The sequence below is a fragment of the uncultured Maricaulis sp. genome (assembly GCF_963976135.1).
Taxonomy (GTDB): Bacteria; Pseudomonadota; Alphaproteobacteria; order Caulobacterales; family Maricaulaceae; genus Maricaulis.
The window spans coordinates 1-19,105 of record NZ_CAXBKN010000020.1 but is presented as its reverse complement, the minus strand read 5'-3'; the positions used below and the strand labels follow the sequence as shown (position 1 = coordinate 19,105).

General features: G+C 63.3%; 22 protein-coding genes and 1 pseudogene. 14 read left to right on the top strand and 9 right to left on the bottom strand.

Annotated features, from left to right (window positions below):
- Positions 1-45: 45 nt before the first annotated feature.
- Both AAC023_RS04430 and AAC023_RS04425 read right to left on the bottom strand, forming a co-directional pair.
- Positions 46-681, bottom strand: coding sequence for a hypothetical protein (locus AAC023_RS04430; RefSeq protein WP_339738535.1), 636 nt, complete (start codon positions 679-681; stop codon positions 46-48).
- A gap of 299 nt (positions 682-980) precedes the next feature.
- Positions 981-1,799, bottom strand: a complete 819-nt coding sequence (locus AAC023_RS04425; protein WP_339738533.1) for a DUF5694 domain-containing protein — start codon at positions 1,797-1,799, stop codon at positions 981-983.
- 133 nt (positions 1,800-1,932) lie between these two features.
- Here AAC023_RS04425 and AAC023_RS04420 point away from each other — a divergent pair, with 133 nt between their 5' ends.
- The 9 genes from AAC023_RS04420 to AAC023_RS04380 all read left to right on the top strand — a co-directional run bounded on the left by AAC023_RS04420 (position 1,933) and on the right by AAC023_RS04380 (position 10,702).
- Positions 1,933-3,540 carry a carboxyl transferase domain-containing protein gene (locus AAC023_RS04420; protein ID WP_339738531.1) on the top strand — a complete coding sequence of 536 codons (1,608 nt, stop codon included), beginning with the start codon at positions 1,933-1,935 and terminating at the stop codon, positions 3,538-3,540.
- Positions 3,541-3,617: 77 nt separating this feature from the next.
- A complete protein-coding gene (locus AAC023_RS04415; RefSeq protein WP_339738529.1) occupies positions 3,618-4,205 on the top strand; it encodes an NAD(P)H-dependent oxidoreductase in 588 nt (195 codons plus the stop codon).
- Positions 4,206-4,276: 71 nt separating this feature from the next.
- Complete coding sequence (locus tag AAC023_RS04410; protein ID WP_339738527.1) at positions 4,277-4,909, top strand: heme-binding protein; 633 nt, start codon at positions 4,277-4,279, stop codon at positions 4,907-4,909.
- A gap of 102 nt (positions 4,910-5,011) precedes the next feature.
- Positions 5,012-5,332, top strand: coding sequence for a hypothetical protein (locus tag AAC023_RS04405; protein WP_339738525.1), 321 nt, complete (start codon positions 5,012-5,014; stop codon positions 5,330-5,332).
- Between the two features lie 120 nt (positions 5,333-5,452).
- Positions 5,453-5,845: a hypothetical protein gene (locus tag AAC023_RS04400; protein ID WP_339738523.1), complete on the top strand. Its 393-nt coding sequence runs from the start codon at positions 5,453-5,455 to the stop codon at positions 5,843-5,845.
- 157 nt (positions 5,846-6,002) lie between these two features.
- The gene (locus AAC023_RS04395; protein WP_339738521.1) at positions 6,003-6,797 is read left to right on the top strand and encodes an enoyl-CoA hydratase-related protein; all 795 of its coding nucleotides are present in this window, start codon (positions 6,003-6,005) and stop codon (positions 6,795-6,797) included.
- A gap of 14 nt (positions 6,798-6,811) precedes the next feature.
- Positions 6,812-7,681: a DUF817 domain-containing protein gene (locus AAC023_RS04390; RefSeq protein ID WP_339738519.1), complete on the top strand. Its 870-nt coding sequence runs from the start codon at positions 6,812-6,814 to the stop codon at positions 7,679-7,681.
- The gene (locus AAC023_RS04385) at positions 7,678-9,681 is read left to right on the top strand and encodes an acetyl/propionyl/methylcrotonyl-CoA carboxylase subunit alpha (protein ID WP_339738517.1); all 2,004 of its coding nucleotides are present in this window, start codon (positions 7,678-7,680) and stop codon (positions 9,679-9,681) included. The genes AAC023_RS04390 and AAC023_RS04385 overlap by 4 nt, the downstream gene beginning before the upstream one ends.
- Before the next feature lie 67 nt (positions 9,682-9,748).
- Entirely contained in the window at positions 9,749-10,702 is a 954-nt protein-coding gene (locus AAC023_RS04380; RefSeq protein ID WP_339738515.1) for a hypothetical protein, read from the top strand.
- A 9-nt stretch (positions 10,703-10,711) separates the two neighbouring features.
- Here the strand turns inward: AAC023_RS04380 and AAC023_RS04375 are convergent, their stop codons facing one another.
- Complete coding sequence (locus AAC023_RS04375; protein WP_339738512.1) at positions 10,712-11,140, bottom strand: hypothetical protein; 429 nt, start codon at positions 11,138-11,140, stop codon at positions 10,712-10,714.
- Positions 11,141-11,253: 113 nt separating this feature from the next.
- Between AAC023_RS04375 and AAC023_RS04370 the strand changes: the two genes are divergently transcribed.
- Entirely contained in the window at positions 11,254-11,691 is a 438-nt protein-coding gene (locus AAC023_RS04370; RefSeq protein ID WP_339738510.1) for a DUF1489 domain-containing protein, read from the top strand.
- A 3-nt stretch (positions 11,692-11,694) separates the two neighbouring features.
- Here the strand turns inward: AAC023_RS04370 and AAC023_RS04365 are convergent, their stop codons facing one another.
- Both AAC023_RS04365 and panC read right to left on the bottom strand, forming a co-directional pair.
- Entirely contained in the window at positions 11,695-12,471 is a 777-nt protein-coding gene (locus AAC023_RS04365; protein WP_339738508.1) for a glutaminyl-peptide cyclotransferase, read from the bottom strand.
- A 53-nt stretch (positions 12,472-12,524) separates the two neighbouring features.
- Complete coding sequence (panC, locus tag AAC023_RS04360) at positions 12,525-13,475, bottom strand: pantoate--beta-alanine ligase (RefSeq protein ID WP_339738506.1); 951 nt, start codon at positions 13,473-13,475, stop codon at positions 12,525-12,527.
- Between panC and AAC023_RS04355 the strand changes: the two genes are divergently transcribed.
- From AAC023_RS04355 to AAC023_RS04340, 4 genes are all read left to right on the top strand, one after another.
- Positions 13,474-14,079, top strand: a complete 606-nt coding sequence (locus tag AAC023_RS04355) for a hypothetical protein (RefSeq protein ID WP_339738504.1) — start codon at positions 13,474-13,476, stop codon at positions 14,077-14,079. The genes panC and AAC023_RS04355 overlap by 2 nt on opposite strands.
- 60 nt (positions 14,080-14,139) lie before the next feature.
- Positions 14,140-15,027, top strand: coding sequence for a division plane positioning ATPase MipZ (locus tag AAC023_RS04350; RefSeq protein WP_339738502.1), 888 nt, complete (start codon positions 14,140-14,142; stop codon positions 15,025-15,027).
- A 1-nt stretch (position 15,028) separates the two neighbouring features.
- Positions 15,029-15,484 (top strand): DnaJ domain-containing protein, encoded by a 456-nt coding sequence (locus tag AAC023_RS04345; protein ID WP_339738500.1) that lies wholly within the window; start codon positions 15,029-15,031, stop codon positions 15,482-15,484.
- A gap of 81 nt (positions 15,485-15,565) precedes the next feature.
- Entirely contained in the window at positions 15,566-15,799 is a 234-nt protein-coding gene (locus AAC023_RS04340) for a hypothetical protein (RefSeq protein WP_339738498.1), read from the top strand.
- Here AAC023_RS04340 and dprA read toward each other — a convergent pair.
- The 4 genes and pseudogenes from dprA to pyrB form a co-directional block, all read right to left on the bottom strand.
- Entirely contained in the window at positions 15,787-16,947 is a 1,161-nt protein-coding gene (gene dprA / locus AAC023_RS04335; RefSeq protein WP_339738496.1) for a DNA-processing protein DprA, read from the bottom strand. The genes AAC023_RS04340 and dprA overlap by 13 nt on opposite strands.
- A 62-nt stretch (positions 16,948-17,009) precedes the next feature.
- A complete protein-coding gene (gene plsY / locus AAC023_RS04330) occupies positions 17,010-17,642 on the bottom strand; it encodes a glycerol-3-phosphate 1-O-acyltransferase PlsY (protein WP_339738494.1) in 633 nt (210 codons plus the stop codon).
- Between the two features lie 6 nt (positions 17,643-17,648).
- Positions 17,649-18,926, bottom strand: coding sequence for a dihydroorotase (locus tag AAC023_RS04325; RefSeq protein WP_339738492.1), 1,278 nt, complete (start codon positions 18,924-18,926; stop codon positions 17,649-17,651).
- A pseudogene (gene pyrB, locus AAC023_RS04320) lies at positions 18,923-19,105 on the bottom strand (aspartate carbamoyltransferase catalytic subunit); the annotation flags it as partial. The gene AAC023_RS04325 and the pseudogene pyrB, both read right to left, overlap by 4 nt.

The window sequence follows — 19,105 nt, the reverse complement described above, 5'->3', positions numbered from 1 at the left end:
CGAAATCGGGACGATGAGTTCGGGAAAGCGGAATTCGCGCCGGGATCAGAAGCGGCGGCGAATGACCAGATGGGCCACCGGGCGGAAGGAACGCGCCTGGGTTTCTCCAACAGCCTGGCGATCCATCGTGTCGAGATCGTCCAGCAGGGTCATGGTCTCGCCGGTGTCCTGGTCGAGGATTTGCAGCCTGTCGCGGCCACGGTCCTGGAAATAGGCGCCGCCTTCCACCGTCAGGCTCCACTGGTCCATATTGCGCACGGTTATTCCCGCGCCGAGATAGCTGGTCAGTTTCTCCAGCCCACTCTCGCTCAGGTTTTCCGTGAGTTCAGCATGGGGAAAGCTCGCCCAGGCAGGACTCCCGGTCTGCTGGTTCCAGACGGGCGCGGTATTGCCATACAGAGGCCGGACCGCACCGGCAGACACGTAGAACTCATCACCGAAAGGAAAGAAGTCGACCTGACCGGTCAGGGCGGTGATATCGGTTTCGAGAATCGGGGTGCTGGGCAGCAGACCAATGGCGGGCGCCGCTTCCTCGCTGGAGAAGTGCCAGCGCAAGAGCGCCGACTCGCCCGGCTCACCAATGCGGGTCGTCCAGGACTGTGAATCCTGCAGGGCCTGTGCCGAGACGGCGGTCGAGGCCAGCATCGACACGGCGGCAGCCAGAGCAAAACGCGAAACCATGGACACCTCCCTATTTGTGATCCGACTTGTGTATGATCCGGCAGTCAGGACGGTCTCTCCCTCATGCCTGCATCCCCGAAGCCTGCGCTTCACCCCTGAATCAGAAGTTAAGGCACAGGAAATGATGATTCCAAACCATCTTATGGTTGCCAGACTATGATGAATTCGCTCGCGCTCCAAGGCCGATGATGGCGCAAAGCAGGATTATCCTATGCATGTCCGGCCCTCGCCAAGTCTGGCAAGGGCCGGACGATATTACCCGACCGCTGGGGAGGAGACGGGCAATAAGCCTGGCGTGCCTAATCCAGATAAATCAGCGGATCGACCAGCTCGAGATTCGGGGCCGAATCGACAAACTGGTCGAGCAGGTATTTATGGCCGGCGCCATAGACCACCAGAACCCGCTCGCCCGGCCCGGCCAGGCGGGCGATATTGGCGAAGATATGCAGATTGCGGCCCCACCAGACCTGCATCTGCCCGGCACCGACCGGATTGTCGGCTGCCCCCATCTGGGCCGTTAGCAGGTAGAGCGCGTGAACACTGGCCATTTCGGCTGAATTGGTCTCGATGAGCCGGTCAAGCACCGGCCGGGCGGCCTGGTCCGGCGATTCCATCTGCGCCTGGATTGGCGCCATGAAGGCGTGGAATTCGGCGAGGAGTTCGTCCTGGCCAGCCGCCTCGGCCGCAGCGAACAGGGCGCCAAAATCCATCTCGCTCGCATAATCGATGGCATGGACTTGATCCAGGCCGAGCCGTGCGGCCAGCGCCAGGCCGATTTGCTGGCGTTCATTGACGGTCAGCGCGCCTTCGCCGGCGCGGTATTGCTGGTAGGTTGCGTTGAACTCCGCCTCGTGTTCCGGGAGCAGCTCGACAAGAATCCGGGTCGGGGCAAAGGCTTCGAGCCGGTCGAGGACGATGGCGATCTCCGCCTGCCGTTCCGGGCTGAGATAATCGACCACAGGCGAATTGATGTAATCGCTGCCGCCCCCGGTGAAATGATACGTGCCCAGGATCATGATTTCGGCTGGGGACACTTGTTCCGTTGCAGGTGGATTTTGCGCCAGGGCGGCGGAGTTCATGGCCAGGGCCATGAAGAGAATTGCGGTGTGGCGAAGCATGGCGGGGTCCCCTGTCTGTGATTGCCTGGACCTGTGATGCCCGGGGCGGGCAATTTGGATGCACGGGTGATTGCCTTGATGCGGTCAGGCGGGGTAAGCAGCGACACCCACCCGCGACATGTCGAGGCTTTTCATGACCCAGTTGACGACAGCCATCGATACCGGCTCGCCAGGCTTTCGCGACAATGCCAGCGCGATGCAGGCCTTGCTCAAACAGCTGCAGGCCAAGACCGCCGAGGCGGCGATTGGCGGCTCCGAGCGTTCGCGCGAAAAGCATACTGCGCGCGGCAAGCTTCTGCCCCGTGAGCGAGTCGAACGCCTGCTCGACCCGGGCTCGCCGCTGCTCGAGATCGGCGCCCTGGCAGCCAATGGCATGTATGAGGGCAATGTCCATGGCGCCGGCATGATTGCCGGCATTGGCCGCGTCTCGGGCCGCGAAGTGATGATCGTCTGCAATGACCCGACCATCAAGGGCGGCGCCTATTACCCGATGACGGTGAAGAAGCATCTGCGCGCCCAGGAAATCGCGATGCAAAACCGGCTGCCTTGCGTCTATCTGGTCGATAGCGGCGGCGCCAATCTGCCGCACCAGGCCGATGTCTTCCCCGATCGCGAGCATTTCGGGCGAATTTTCTACAATCAGGCCAATATGTCGGCGATGGGCATTCCCCAGATCGCCGTCGTGATGGGCTCGTGCACGGCGGGCGGCGCCTATGTGCCGGCGATGTCGGACGAGAGTATTATCGTGCGCGAGCAGGGCACGATCTTTCTGGCCGGTCCGCCACTGGTGAAGGCGGCCACGGGCGAAGTGATCTCGGCCGAAGATCTCGGCGGTGCCGATGTGCATTGCCGCACCTCCGGTGTCGCGGATCATTATGCCGCCAATGACGAGCACGCGCTGCATATCTGCCGGCGCATCATCGCCAATCTCAACTCGGTCAAGACAATTGATCTCGATCTGGCCGAGCCGCGTGAACCGGCGCTCAATCCGGCCGAGCTCGACGGTGTCGTGCCGGCCGATATCCGTGCGCCCTATGATGTGCGCGAAGTGATTGCCCGTCTGGTCGACGGCTCGGTGTTCGACGAGTTCAAGAAACTCTATGGCGAGACGCTGGTGACCGGCTTTGCCCGGCTCTACGGCATGCCCATCGGCATTATCGCCAATAATGGCATCCTGTTTTCGGAAAGCGCGCAAAAGGGCGCGCATTTCATCGAGCTCTGCGCCCAGCGCGGAATCCCGCTGGTTTTCCTGCAGAATATCACCGGCTTCATGGTCGGCTCGAAGGCCGAGCATGGCGGCATCGCCAAGGATGGCGCCAAGCTGGTCACGGCGGTATCGACCTTCAAGGGACCGAAATTCACCATCATCATCGGCGGCTCCTATGGCGCCGGCAATTACGGCATGTGCGGCCGTGCCTATAGCCCGCGCTTCCTCTTCATGTGGCCCAATGCCCGAATCTCGGTGATGGGCGGCGAGCAGGCTGCGGCCGTGCTGGCGACGGTCAAGCGTGACAGTATGGAGCATCGCGGCGAGGACTGGCCGCTTGAGGATGAGGCGGCTTTCAAGGCGCCGATCCGCGAAAGCTATGAAGCCGAGGGCAATCCCTATTTCTCCACCGCGCGAATGTGGGATGACGGTATTATCGCCCCGTCCGATACCCGCCGCGTGCTCGGCCTGGCCCTGTCGGCGGCGCTCAATGCACCGATCGAGAAGACGGTTTTCGGCCTGTTCCGGATGTAGGCAAGGCAGGCTGCGGCTCCGTGCCGCGCCGCTGAAACCGGTCCGGTTTGCTAGAGTATGGGTGAGGAGATACGCCCATGCCGAAAACCGTCTGCGTCATCAATGGCCATCCCGATCCGGCCAAGGGGCATTTCGTCGAGGCTCTGGCCGATGCCTATGCGCATGGCGCCGGGGAGGGCGATCACACGGTCAGCCGGATCGATATCGCCAGACTGCCGATCGAGTTTCTGCGCAATGCGGCCGAGTTCGGGCGCCCGCCCTGCGAAGCGATCATTGCCGAGCGCGCCAAGATCGCGTCGGCCGACCATGTGGTGCTGATTTATCCGCTCTGGATGGGCTCAATGCCTGCCCTTTGCAAAGCCTTCCTGGAACAGGTCGGCCGCGATGGTTTCATGATGGACACTTCGGACAAGGCCAACGAGATGCCGGTCCGCAAGATGGCGGGAAAATCGGTACGCCTGATTGTCACGATGGGCATGCCTGGCTTCGCCTATCGGCTGATCTTCGGAGCTCATAGCGTCAAGGCGGTGAAGCAGGGCATTTTTCGCCTGGTGGGGTTCAAGCCGGTGCGGCACACAATCCTGGGCATGGTCGAAGCGGCCGGTGCCGAAGGCCGTGCGAAAATGATCGCCCGGGTGCAGGCGCTGGGGCATTGGGCCCGGTGAGGCCTCACACGCAGGACTGATCCGCTGTGGCGGCGCGGACGTATCGCTTCAAGCACATGGAGTTTGGACCGATGCGATATTTGATGATTTCCGCGCTACTCAGTTTGGGCACCGCCTCGGCGGCGTCTGCAGCCGATGAACCGGCCCACACCGTGATCCGCTCCGAGGGGGCGATTGAAATTCGCGATTACGCGGCGGTGATCGAGGCGCATGTCGAGGTCGAAGGTGACCGGCGCGGCGCCGTCAATACCGGGTTCCGGCCGCTGGCGGGCTATATTTTCGGCGGCAATCAATCGCGCAATGAGGACGGAGCCGAGGAAATCGCGATGACCACACCGGTCATCCAGTCGGCCTCGCAGCGCATTGCCATGACCAGTCCCGTCACCCAGGAAGCCGCCGAGGATGGGGTCTGGCGCATCGCCTTCATCATGCCTGCGCAATGGACGATGGAGACCTTGCCCGTGCCGGATAATGCCGCGGTGCAACTGGTTGAAGTCCCGGCCCGCCGGATCGCGGCGATCCGCTTTTCCGGTCGCGCCCGTGATTCTGTCTTGGCGGAGAAGCAGGCTGAATTGCTCGAATTCCTCGCCACCAATGGGTATCGGGTCACCGGCGAGCCCCAATTTGCCTATTACAACCCGCCCTGGACGCTGGGACCTTTCCGCCGAAATGAGGTGATGGTGGAGATCGCCGTGGCCGATTGATCGGAAGTCCGCCCCTGGCAAGGATAGGCGTGACAAGACTGCCCGGCTGGCTGATAGTCAGCGGCGGAAGGCGGTCACGCTGCCAAGCCCGGGGGGATTGCTGTGCCAGAGATATTTCAGACGATACTGGCTTATGCCCGTGAGGGTTTTGCCGAGGTCAATGCCGTGCAGGGCCTTGTTATTGCGCTGGTCGCGGCCCTGTTGATGCAACGCTGGTCGCGTCTCTTGTTCATGACGCTCGCGGCGGTGTTGGCCAATATCGTGATCGACATTTTACGGCCGGTCCTGTTCGCCCAGGCGGACTTGCGTCTGCCGCCCGTGCTGGATGCCGGCTGGTGGCATTCCGTCATATTGCTGTTTGCAGGTTTTCTGGTGATGATCGGAATTCTGTTCGCAATCAAACGGATTGTGACAAAAGGTTAACAAAATTCCCCTGTGAGGGGAAGTCGCTTTCCAAACCGCAAATTGGCGAACATTGTTAGGCTAATGGGCGCGTCTTGGGGTAAGGTAAGCGTCGTCATTCTTGGCGGAGGGGAACGCAATATGGAATTTCTGGACCCAGTGATGGGCTATCTGAATCAGGCACTCGACTTTTTCATGCCTGGGCTTCTGGCCCATGCAGGTGACGGCGCGGCCGTGAACTGGATGCCGCTCGGCATCCAGCTGGGCGTGATCGCCCTTGTCCTGGCACTATTGATGCGCGAAATCGGCGGCATCATCATTTTCACCGTCGTCGGCGTGATCATTCATGTGATTGTTGATGTCGTGATGCCGATGGTACGCGGTGGAGGCGGCGAGGGCTTTGATATGAACGGCTTCGTCTCGCAATTCACGCAGATGGATTACCTGCTCTATCTTGGCGCGCTGGCGATCGGCTATTTTCTTGCGATCATCGTGTTGTCTATTCTCAAGGGCCTGATCTTCCGCGGCGACTGATGCACGGAGGGTGAGGGCTGGAAATTCGGGCTGCCGGCATTCGTGCCGGCGGCCCTTGTTTTGTCTGCAGTATGGTTTGCCAGCGGCAATCCGCCTCTTGGCCCGCGGCCGCGCCGGGGCTAAGTCTGGAGCGTCAGTTTCACAATGAGGAAATCCGATGAGCGACGCACCCGTCCTGCTTGATGTCAGCCCTGCCGGTGTGGCCGTGGTCACGATCAACCGGCCCGAAAAGCACAATGCCTTCAATGCCGAGGTGATTGCGGCGCTGTCGGAGATATTCGAGACCTTGCGGGCCAATCCCGGCAATGTCCGCATGGTCCTTCTGCGCGGCGCCGGTCCGAGTTTTTCCGCCGGCGCCGATCTGGAGTGGATGCAATCGGCGGCGCATTTCGACGAGATTGATAATGAGCAGGACGCGATGGCCCTCGCGACCATGCTCAAACGCCTTTATGACTTGCCGCAAATGACGGTGGCGCTGGTCCAGGGCGCCGCCATGGGCGGGGGTGCCGGCCTGCTGGCCGCCTGTGATGTCGGTGTCGTGATGGCCGACGCCAAGATCCGCTTCTCCGAAGTGCGTCTCGGCCTGACGCCGGCGACGATCTCACCCTATGTGATCCGCGCGATCGGCCCGAAATGGAGCCGGGCCCTGTTTGCCTCCGGGGAGGGTTTTGACGGCAATTTCGCCTATCATATGGGCCTTGCCCAATACGTCGTCGCCAATATGGAAGAGATGACCCAGATCGAGGAACATCTCGCCAAGCTCGCCTTTGCGACGGCACCGGGTGCTGTTGCTGATGCCAAACAATTGGTCGATGAGGTCACCGGCCGCGAGATCGATCACGGGCTGGCCGTCCACACCGCCAAGGCCATCGCCAAGCGCCGCGTGTCCGAAGAGGGCCGGGAAGGCCTGGCCGCCTTCCTCGAGCGCCGCAAGCCGAGTTGGGCCGAATAGGGCGGCAAGGCCCAATGTTCCGGCTCCCGGATCCACGCATTTTCCTGCATGCGCGCCGTGAGGCGTTGCGGACCTGGTTCGTGCGTGGCCCCTGGACCCAGGGCGTGTTCGAATTTGTCGCCTTCGGCATCAAACAGGCCTGGGCCTGCCTGTTCGGCGGGCTGATGCTGGCCCTGCTGCTGGGGACTTATCTCTGGTACCCGCAGAGCTGGGCCTTGGCGCGTTTCGATTTCCTCACCCTGGCAGCGCTGTCGATCCAGGTCATGCTGATCGCCACGCGGCTGGAGACCTGGGAGGAGGCGAAGGTGATCGCCGCCTTTCATGTCGTCGGCACGGTGATGGAAATCTTCAAGACCTATGCCGGCAGCTGGGAATATCCCGAGGCCAGCCTGCTGCGCATTGCCGGCGTGCCGCTCTTCTCCGGCTTCATGTATGCGGCGGTCGGATCCTATATCGCACGGGTCTGGCGGATCTTCGATTTCCGCTTCGACCATTTTCCGAAGATGCATTGGCAAATCGCTTTGGCTGTAGCGGTTTACGTCAATTTCTTCGCCCATCACTACGGGCCCGATTTCCGGATATTTCTCTTCGTCGCAACGGGGATTGTCTATGGCCGCTGCGTCGTCTGGTTCCGCCCTGATGCGGCGCACCGGCCGATGCCGCTGGTGGTCGGTTTCCTGCTGGTGGCGCTCTTCATCTGGTTCGCCGAAAATCTCGGCACCTTCGCCCGCGCCTGGGCCTATCCGGGCCAGGAGGCCGGCTGGCACATGGTCTCGCTGGCCAAGCTCGGCTCATGGTATCTTCTGATGATCATCAGTTTCGTGCTGGTCGCAGCTGTGCAATACCGGCAAAAACCTGCCAACTCCGAATTGGATCGACCATGATCAAAACGCTCCTGATCGCCAATCGCGGCGAGATTGCCTGCCGCATAATGCGCACTGCGCAGGCGATGGGGATACGCTGTGTCGCTGTCTATTCCGAGGCCGATGCTGACGCCCTGCATGTCCGCATGGCCGACGAAGCGGTTCTGATCGGCCCGGCGCCCGCGGCCGACAGTTATCTGCGTGCCGATAAAATCCTCGCCGCCGCGACGTCCACCGGTGCCGATGCGGTCCATCCCGGCTATGGCTTCCTGTCAGAGAATGCCGAGTTTGCCGATGCCTGCAGCGCGAAGGGCATTATCTTCGTCGGCCCGTCAGCAGCGTCGATTCGCGCCATGGGGCTGAAGGATCGTGCCAAGGCCCTGATGGAGACCGCCGGCGTCCCGGTGACGCCCGGCTATCATGGCGAAAACCAGGACCCGGACCATCTCAAGGCCGCGGCAGAAATGATCGGCTATCCGGTGCTGATCAAGGCCGTCGCCGGCGGCGGCGGCAAGGGGATGCGCAAGGTCGAGCGCGCGGCGGACTTCCTTGCGGATCTGGAAAGCTGCAAGCGCGAGGCGTCCAAGAGTTTTGGCGATGACCGGGTGCTGATCGAGAAATTCATTACCAATCCGCGCCATATCGAGGTTCAGGTCTTCGGCGATAGCCGTGGCCGCGTCGTGCACATGTATGAGCGCGATTGCTCGCTGCAGCGCCGTCATCAAAAAGTGATCGAGGAAGCCCCGGCCCCCGGCATGACTCCGGCCGTCCGCACCGCCATGTGTTCTGCCGCGATCAATGCCGCCAGGGCCGTCGATTATGTCGGCGCCGGGACGGTGGAGTTCATCGTCGACGGGTCCGGCCCGCTGCGCGAGGACGGCTTTTTCTTCATGGAGATGAATACACGGCTGCAGGTCGAGCACCCGGTCACCGAGATGATCACGGGTCTCGACCTGGTCGAGCTGCAGCTGAAAGTCGCGGCCGGCGGATCGGTCCCGGAGCAGGACATGATAGGCCTGCATGGCCATGCCATCGAGGCGCGGCTCTATGCCGAGGACCCGGTCAATGGCTTCCTGCCCTCGATCGGCGTGCTGCACCGTCTGAGCCTGCCCGGCGACAGTATCGACGAACGCGTTGAGACCGGCGTGGAAGAGGGCGGTGAGGTTTCGCTTCATTATGATCCGATGATCGCCAAGCTGGTCGCCCACGGCGAGAGCCGGCGAGAGGCGGCGCTGCGGCTGGCCGGCATGCTTGATGAACTCGTGGTCTGGCCGGTCAAGACCAATGCCGGCTTCCTGCGCCGGGCGGTTCTTCATCCTGATTTCCTCGATGCACGCCTGAATACCGGCTTTATCGAGACGCATCTCGACGCGCTGGTGCCGTCTGCATTCGATTTGGCGGATGCCGGTTTTGCCGTGCTCGGTGCGCTGGATTTGCGGCCGCTGCTGGCTGATCTGTCCGACCCGTTCGATATCGCCGATGGCTGGCGGATGAATGGGACACCGCGCATTTCCCATCGCTTTGAGCTGGATGGCGATCTGGTCGATGTCTCGCTTCTGATCGAGGGCGACCGGCTGAATGTCCGGGCCGGCGGTGAGAGCGCACAGCTTGATGGGCTGGAAATCGAGGCGCTTGACGAGGGCTTCCTGTTTGCCGCCGATTGCGGCGGCGAAGCCATTACGGCCGAGTTCGAGCCGATGGATCAGGGCTACCTCGTCTCGTCGCGTGGCCGCACAAGCTTCTTCGCATTGTCCCACCCTGATGCGGCCGTCGACGCGCTGGAAGCGGGTGACACGATCAAGGCGCCAATGCCGGGCAAGGTCCTGGCGGTGCATGTCAGCGCTGGCGACGCTGTGGTCAAGGGGCAGGCGCTAGTCGTGCTTGAGGCGATGAAGATGGAACATGCGCTTGTGGCGCCGCGCGATGGCAGTCTCGCCGAAGTGCGGGTCGAGGCCGGAGCCCAGGTCGCCGAGGGCGATATCCTGGTCCTGCTGCACGAATTGGACGCCGGCGCGGACTGAATTCCCGCCTGACGCGAAACTGGCACCATTCCTGCTCTTGATGGGGAGAGCAGTAGGAGCCGGTTCAATGCGTGACACTTTCATGGAGCGTTTTTCCAGTACCTGGTCGACCGAGGCGCGGCAGAAATTCCGCAACCAGCCTGTCACCGTGCGCCATAATTATCATGAGCATCATCTCTTCTCCGATATGGCGCTGGCGGCCCTGATCGAGCGGCATCCGCGCGAGCTGATCGATTTCTGCACCATGGGCGATGACGCCACCGATCATGACAGCTGGCGTGCCGGCGACCCGGGCGCGCTGTCGGGGATGGAGTTGATCGATGTGGTGCGCCGCGGCAAGCTGTGGCTCAATTTGCGCCATGCCATGGATCTGGACGCGCAGTACCGGCCCATCTTCGACGCCATGCTGGATGACATGAAGCGCGCGAATCCCGGCTTCAAGCCCTTCATGGCCGAGGCCGGCATCCTGATTTCCTCGCCATCAGCCCAGGTCTTCCTGCATTCTGATGCCTCGGAGACCATGCTCTGGCATATGCGTGGGGTGAAGCGGTTCCGGGCCTATCCGCCGAAACTGCCCTATCTCAATACCGATGATGTCGAGGCCATGCTGCATCATGACAAGACCGAGGACAACCCCTTCAACCCGGCCTGGGACAAGGATGCCTTCACTCTTGATCTGCATCCAGGCATGGCGGTGAATTGGCCGCTGCATGCACCACACCGGATCGAGAACCAGTCGGGCATCAATGTCTCGGTTCCCTTCGAGATATCGACTGCCAAATCGCGCCGGCAGAATGCTGTGCTCTACGCCAATGGCGTGCTGCGCCGCCGCTTCGGCTGGGCGCCGAAATCGACCCGGACCGACGGGCTGGTCGCGATGGCCAAGCAGGCGCTGACCGCAGCGGTCAAGCTGCAGCTCAGATATTTTGGCGCGCCGGACAAGCCCATGCCCAAGAGCGAGACGACCTTCGATATCGATCCACGGGCACCGCAGGGCTACATCGACCGGCAGGCGGCCTAGGCCCGGGCATCAGACCCGGGGCTTTCGCAGGGCTGGGTTCAGCACGAGCAGGATCAGCAAGGTCGATCCGAGCGTCAGCGTGATGTAGCCCGTGGGGGCGCTGAAGTAGGGATTTCCGATAATCGCCGTCCAGCCAATGATGTGAACCACCATGCTGCACAACAGCAATGGCAGGGTCCAGCGGGGGCTCCGGTGGTGCGTGTACAGCATCGCCGGAATCAAGCCGCTGCGCAGGATAGGCGCAATGAGGGCGAGCAGGGGCGTTTCCCGGACCATCACGTGCACGCGCTCGGGCGATACTGTGAATGAGTCCGCGCCGACCCACACCAACAGGATCTGAATCGTGAAGAAAAGCGGCAAGACAAGCTGCGCCAACAGCAATGCGGTGACGGATGCATGGGCGAGTCGGGTCGGTTGAAGCTGTGGGGTGCGCGACATGGGCAAAGGGGGCGGCTGGAGTGATGCGCGCAGCATCCGGTTGTCAGGGGGGATAATCAAGCGTCCATGCTCAGGCCTTTGACCGGCGCGCGGATTCACCGTAGACGCCAGTCATGGCGGTCCACCTGGTAAAGCTCTGCGTTGGCGTGAAGGAAGTCGATCAGCTCGAGGCTTCGATCCGGCGCGAAACTGCGGCACGGCGTGCGGCCGGTGAGCCGGAAGTCACAATGCATGTGACGCGCATGATGCCCTCGCGCAAGGACGAGATCGAGGCCGGAGGATCGCTCTATTGGGTGATCAATGGCGCCGTGCAATGCCGCTCGGAGATTGTCGCGCTGGAACAGATCCAGGGTGATGACGGGATCAAGCGTTGCGCCATCATCATGTCGCCGGACGTGATCCGCACCGCGCCAGCACCGAAGCGTCCTTTCCAGGGCTGGCGCTATCTCAAGCCGGAAGATGCGCCGCGTGACCTGACAGGGCCCGGTGAGGGCGGTGCAGGGCTTCCCGATGAACTCCGGGCGCGGCTGATGGAAATCGGCGCCTGGTAGCGCCTATTCGCTGCTCTCGGACAGGCGGATCTCGTACAGGACCGGCCACAATTTGCCAGTGACATAGATCTGGCCCGTCTCACGATTCCAGGCAATGCCATTGGCGACCGCGTCGCGCGGGTCGGCAAGGCCGGCGGGGACCAGGGCTGCCAGATCGACCAGGCCGGTGACGTTTCCGGTCTGCGGGTCGATCCGGACAATACTGCTGGTCTGCCAGATATTGGCCCAGATCTCCCCATCGATCCATTCCAGCTCATTGATGCGTCTGACCGGGCGCCCGTTGAAACTGATATCGAGCGTGCCGCTCAATTCCATCGTTTCCGGATCGAGAAAGCGCAATTGCGGCGAGCCATCGCTGAGAATGAGGCGGGTGCCGTCCGTTGTCAGGCCCCAGCCTTCGCCGGAATAGCTGAACTGGTCCACCAGTTCGAAGCTCTCGGCGTCAAACACCAGTCCGGCCTGCGAGACCCAGCTGAGCATGTAGATCGTGTCGCCGATCCGGGCGCTGCCTTCGCCGAAGACGGGCGGGTTGATATTGACCTGCTGCACCACTTGGCCGGTTTCCAGATCGACGCGGCGCAGGCTGGACTGCCCGACCTGGCCCGTGCTCTCGAACAGGGCACCCTCATGCATGAACAATCCCTGGGTGAAGGCGGTAGCGTCATGCGGATAGGTCGCGATGATTTCCGCTTGCTGCACCTGGGCGCGCGCCGGCTGGGCACAGGCTGTCATTGGTGCAGCCAGCCAGGCGGCCAGGGTCAGTGCGAGGAGATATTTCATGTCGCAGCATCCGGATCGTCAAACGAGGCGCCAGCTTAGCGCCAATTCGGGCATCAGGAAGGCGAGGCCGCACAATTATCGATCAAGCGCGTTGTGCCGAGCCGCACGGCGGCCAGAAGGCGTGCCGGCACGGCCAGCTGGCCCTCGGGCAGCTGTGCCAGGCTGTCGGCGCAGCGCACTTCAACATAGTCAACGCCATCAAAGCCGGCCTGGCAGGCCTTGAGCGCCGCCTGACGAGCCTGCGCGATGGTCTGGCCGCCTGCCAGCGCGGCTGCGCATTGCTTGAGGATCTGATTGAGCTGGCCGGCGCGCTGGCGGTCTTCCGCGCCGAGATAGGCATTGCGCGACGACAGGGCGAGGCCATCATTTTCGCGCACGGTCTCGCCGGCGATAATATCGACACCCAGGTCGAGATCGCGCGCCAATTGCCGGATCACCAGCAATTGCTGGTAATCCTTCTCGCCAAACACCGCGACATCGGGCCGGACCTGGTTGAGCAATTTGGCGACGACGGTGGCGACACCATTGAAAAAATGCGGCCGCGCTTCGCTTTCCAGCCCGAGGGCCGGGCCGGTCATCGAGATCGTGGTAGCGAAGCCTTCCGGATACATCACCTCGGTCGTCGGCAGGTAGACGAGGTCGCATTTGGCCTCGGTCAGTTTCTGCGAATCCTCAATCACGCTGCGCGGATAGGCCTCGAAATCCTCGCCCGGCGCGAATTGGGCCGGATTGACGTAAATGCTGGCGACGACCCGGTCGCACTGCGCCTTGGCCAGCTGCACGAGCGCCAGGTGGCCCTGGTGCAGCGCGCCCATGGTCGGTACGAAACCGACGCTCAACCCGTCCCCGCGCCAGCTGCGAATGCGGGCGCGCAGGGCGGAAACCGTGGCGGCATGGGGGATTTGCAGATTGATCATGGGGGTACCGGAAAACTGTCGGCCATCGGCATAATCATAAGCGATGAGGGAGGCAAGCGCGCCGACTCGGTCTAGACGGAGTGTCATGAAAACTCTGCGACTTCTTCTCGTCTCCCTGACCGCCCTTGCGGGTCTGGCCGGGTGTGCCACCACTGGCAGCGCGCCCGCGATTGCGGCCCTGCCACCGATCGCCGAGACCCAGGAGGCCCGCATCGCCGACATCGTGGCGCGCGAACTCGATCGCCGTGCCCGTTACGATGCGGACAGCCTGGCAAGGGTCGCGCCGCAATTGCACGCGCTCGCCCGGGCACTGGCTGGCCCGCAGCCCGTCGCCGAGCAGCCGGTTTCGGCGTCCGGGCAATTGCAGGCCGCACCCGAAGACATGGTGACCGCGCCCAGCCTGTGGCACGGGATACACCTCGCATCCTATCGCAGCATGGCGCATACCGTCGCGGGCTGGGCACAATTGCAGGCCCGCTTCCCCGACCAGCTTGGCGATCGCGAAGCCCGAATCGAGACCGCGCTGATTCCCGAACGTGGCGAATTCCTGCGTCTGCAGGCGGGGCCTTATGATACGCTGGCCGATGCGAGCGCTGCGTGTGCGGCAATCGAGCAGGCTGGCGAATACTGTATGCCGGTCGCGTTTTCTGGTCTGCCATTGGCCGCGGCCGCTGCCAATGCGCCGGACTGACAGTCTTGCCTGCTTGATCTTGTGTCGCGTCGCAGGCGCGCGGACTAGGCTATTGAAACCATGACCACACATTCTGCTTTCAAACTCCCCTCAAGACCGATCGGCCGGGTACGTGATGGCGTCGCCGAGGCGCACCTGATTGTCGTTGGCAATGAGAAGGGTGGCGCGGGAAAGTCCACGGTGGCGATGCATCTGGCCGTCGCGCTGCTGCGGATGGGCAAGCGGGTCGGTGCGATTGATCTCGATCTGCGCCAGCGCAGCTTTTCGCGCTATCTCGGCAATCGCAATGCCTGGTGTGAGAAGCATGGGGTCGATCTGCCGCGTGTCAGCGAGCTTGCCGTGGCGCCGAGCGCCCAGCGCGATCTCGACATTGCCGAAATGGAGGAGACCGAGCGCTTCTCCCATGCGCTGAGCGACCTCAAGGCGCGGACCGATTTCATCGTGATCGACGCGCCCGGTGCTGACACGCTGTATTCGCGCCTGGCCCACTCGGCCGCCGACACGATTGTGACGCCGGTCAATGACAGTTTTGTTGATTTCGACCTGCTCGCGGAAATCGATCCGGACACCTTCCAGGTCGGGCGGCCGAGCGTCTACAGCGAAATGGTCTGGGAATGCCGCAAGCGCAAGGCGGCGCAGGAAAGACGCTCGATCGACTGGGTCGTGATGCGCAACCGGGTCTCGATGCTCGATGCCCGCAATAAGCGGCGCGTCGGCGAAGGCTTGAAAATGCTCTCGCAACGGATTGGCTTCCGGCTCGCGCCGGGCTTTGCCGAACGCGTGATCTACCGTGAGCTCTTCCCGCTCGGCCTGACCCTGCTCGACCTGACCGAGAGTGGTTCGACCCTGCCTTTCACCATGAGCCATGTCGCGGCGCGCCAGGAATTGCGCGACCTCCTGATCGTGCTCAAATTACCGGGGCTTGCGGGACAAGCCATTCCGTTCTGACATGGCCCCGTTTTTTCTTGGATTCCTCGCCCTGGCAGGCTTTCTCGGTGCCGCCTGGTGGTTCTCCCGCCAGAAGACTGCGCAGGCGGCACGCCTTGTGCGGATGCTGCTGGGCGGTGGTGCCTTGCTGGCCGGCGCTTTGCTGACCTTGCGCGGTGCGATGGCGCTGGGGGTCCCGATCGGCCTGTTCGGACTTGGCATGCTGGGGATCGCCTATGGCGCGCCCGGCGAATCCGGGTCGCCAGGCGGCCAGCCACCCCGGGCGGGCCCGGCCATGAGTCTGGCTGAAGCGCGCGAGATACTTTCGGTTGGCGCCGATGCGACGCGTGAGGATATTCGTCAGGCGCATCGCAATCTGATGAAGAAACTCCACCCGGACACCGGGGCCGGGTCGGCGGCACTGGCCCGCCAGGTCCAGGAGGCGCGCGATATCCTGCTCGCCGCGCTGGACGATTAGTTCACGCGACCCTGGGCGGTTAAATTTGCTCGAAGCACGAAAAGGTTGTATTGAGGCTCTCCGAGTTTGGAGTCAGGGCTGATGAAGCCTTCAACCGGATACGTCCGCAGGGGCAAGGCTATTGAACGCGATCTGTTTGGTCGGCGGGCTCGCCCGTCGCCGGGCAGCGATCCGGCGATGAGCCTGATCGCGCTGGATTTGCGCGAAATGAGCGAGCGGGCCTTGCGCGCCGGTCTGGGCCGCTCCAGCAGTCTGATCGAGGTCGCGGCGCTGATGGTCGAGCTCGAGGGCTCGGTGTTGCTTCAGGATGACTGACTGACCTGCAAAAGTCCGCCCGGCAAGATATTGACCTCCCCCGCCATTTCCAGTTCCAGGATTATAGCGCCGATATTTCCGGCGGGGATGGCGGCCTGGCGCGATAATTCATCGGCCGAAATCGGTGTCGGCGACAGCAGGGCGCGAACGCGGTCAACCGGCCCGGCCGGCGCGGGGATATCCGGGGCCTGATCCGGCATCGGCCAGTCGACAACCTCAAGCGCCTCATCCTCCAGACCGCTTCCATCAGGGCCCGGTTCAAGCCCTTCACGCTCAATGGCCGGGGTGTTTTCCAGAATCGCCAGGACATCCTCCACGCTTTCAATCAGATGCGCGCCGTCGCGCAATAATTGATTGCCGCCCCGTGCGCGCGGATCGAGCGGTGAGCCGGGAACAGCCATCACTTCACGGCCCTGTTCGGCGGCAAAGCGGGCCGTGATGAGCGAGCCGGATTTCACTGCCGCTTCAACCACTAATACCCCGGACGACAGGCCGGAGATCAAGCGATTGCGGCGCGGAAAATCGCGCGCCGTCGGCAAGCTTCCCAGGGCGACTTCGGAGACCAGCAAGCCTTGTTCGGCGATGGCATGGTGCAGCTCGTAATGCTCGGGCGGATATATGTAATCCAGCCCGCCCGCGAGGACGGCGATGGTTCCGGTCTCCAGCGATCCGGCATGGGCGGCCCCATCAATGCCGCGTGCCAGACCGGAGACAATCACGACGCCGGCCGCGCCCAGGCCATGGGCAAGCTGGCGCGAGAAGCGCAGCCCCGCCGCCGAGGCATTGCGCGCGCCGACCATGGCACAGCAGGGCTTTTGCATCAGTTCGAGCCGGCCCTTGACGAGGATAAGTGGCGGCGGTGCCGGGATGCAGGCGAGGGCGTGGGGGAAATCCGGCTCGCAATGGGCCAGAAGGCGCACGCCGGCGCGATCTATGGCGTCGAGTTCGGCCTCGGCACGCGCGCGCGGCGGGATGGCGGGGCGCGGTGATCCGCTTGTCCTGGCAAGCTCGGGCAGGGCATCGATGGCGGCTTCGGCGCTGCCGAAACGGGCGAGCAATCGGGCAAAGCTGACGGGGCCGATGCGCGGCGTTCTTGCCAGGCGCAACCAGTCACATCGCTCGCTATGGCTCAATTCTGCCGGCCTCACGGCGGCCTCCGAATCTGCCCTGCCTCTGTTTGCCGCGGATCTGCCGCCCGTCTGCCCTTCGCCTATGTTTCGTCTGCCGTGGACTCACCGTCAGCCTGCGCCTTCTTGCCACCGCCGATACGCGGTTCCTCACCCTTCAGGATGCGGCCGATATTCGCCCGGTGCAGCCAGAAGATCATCACGGCGAGCAGCCCGGTCATGATCGCGACATCGGCGCGTCCGATCACCAGGGCTGCGACCGGTGCGGCCAGCGCGCCGACCAGGGCACCGAGCGAGGAGATGCGGAAGATCGCCGCGGTGATCAGCCAGCTCGCAATCACCGCCAGCCCGACTGGCCAGGCGACGACCAGCACCGTGCCGACGAAGGTGGCGACGCCCTTGCCGCCCTTGAAATTGAGCCAGACGGGGAAACAATGCCCGGCGAAGGCAGCGGCGCCCGCGACCAGGCCAGCCGTGGTGCCGAGGAAAAAGCCGAAAATCGCCGCGGCGATGCCCGCCTTGCCGGCATCGAGCAGCAAGGTTGCGAGGGCGAGATCCTTGCGACCGGTGCGCAGGACATTGGTGGCGCCGATATTGCCCGAACCGATGGCGCGGATATCGCCAAGCCCGGCCAGATTGGTGATCACCAGGCCGAAAGGGATGGAGCCGAGCAGATAGCCGCCCAGTGCCGCGATCAGAATATAAAGCGCATTCATCACAATCTACCCGTCATGGTTGTGTATATTGACGCCGCCGACGAAGCTTTGCAAGACCCGGCCCTGGAAACGCCGTCCCGACCAGGCGCAATTGGCGCGCGGCGAGGCCAGTGCATCGGCATCGACGACCCAGGGGATGTCGCCATCAATGATGATAAGGTCGGCCGGCGCGCCGGCCGTAATCCGTCCCTGGGGCAGGCCGAGCAGGTCGGCGGGGCCGCAGGTCAGGACGCGCAGGGCGTCGATCAATTCGAGCTGTTCGTCATGGACCAGGCCGAGCATGGCGCCCAGCATGGTCTCGACGCTCAATGTGCCGGCAATCGCCAGCGCGAAGGGTTCGCCCTTGTCGTCGAACGGGGTGGGGCGGTGATCGGAGACAACGGCATTGATCTCGCCATGGGCGACCGCCTCCACCAGGGCGCGGCGATCCATTTCCGAGCGCAGCGGCGGATCCATGCGGAAAGCCGAATCGAGATCACCGGCATCGGTCTCGTTGAGGGTGAGATGCGCGACCGCCACGGTCGCGGCAATCTCGATATCGCGGCTGCGGACATGACGCAGCGCGTCGAGCCCGGCCTCGGTCGAGAGCCGGTCGATGAGGAGTTTGCCGCCGGACAATTCGGCCAGGCTGGCATCGCGCTCGATGGCGATGCGTTCGGAGATGGCGGGCTCGGACGGCAGGCCCATCCGCGCCGACCAGTCGCTCTCCAGCGCCACTGTGCCGGCGGAGAGCTCGGCATCGGCGGGGCGCGAGGCGAGCCAGAAATCGAACTGGCTGGAATAGGCCAGGACACGCCGCATCATGCGGCTGTCGGTAATCGGCCGGTCGCCATTGCCGACCATTCCCGCGCCGCAGCGCGCCAGCAGGCCGATCTCGGCCATTTGCTCGCCCTTGAGGCCGACCGTGGCGGCGCCGGCGGCCAGGAAGCGCACGCCATGATCCTCGAAGGAGCGCAGCAGTGAGGCGAGACTGTCGGGGCTGTCATTGGGCGTGCGCGCATTGGGGGCCAGCATCAGCGTGCCGACACCGCCGCGCGCCGCGCCCGCCGCCAGCGAGCTCAATGTCTCGCCATCGGGGGTGAGGCCGGGTTCCTTGGCGGTGCGCAGATCGACCAGCGCCGGGGCGAGGATGCGGCCACGGGCGTCAATGATCTCGTCGCAGGCATCGATATCGATATCCGGACCGGCCTCGAGGATGATGCCATCCTCGACCACGACGCCGCCGGGGCCGTCATAATCAGAGGCCGGATCGACCAGGCGTGCATTGATGATGGCAAATATCATGATCCATATCCTTTGCGGATATTGGCGCCGATCAGTTCCAGCATCGCCATGCGCACGGCAACGCCGCTCTCGACCTGGTCGAGGATGAGGCTGATCTCCGGGTCGTCGGCGAGGCGGGTATGGATTTCCACCCCGCGATTCATCGGCCCGGGATGCATCACCAGCACATCCGGCGAGGC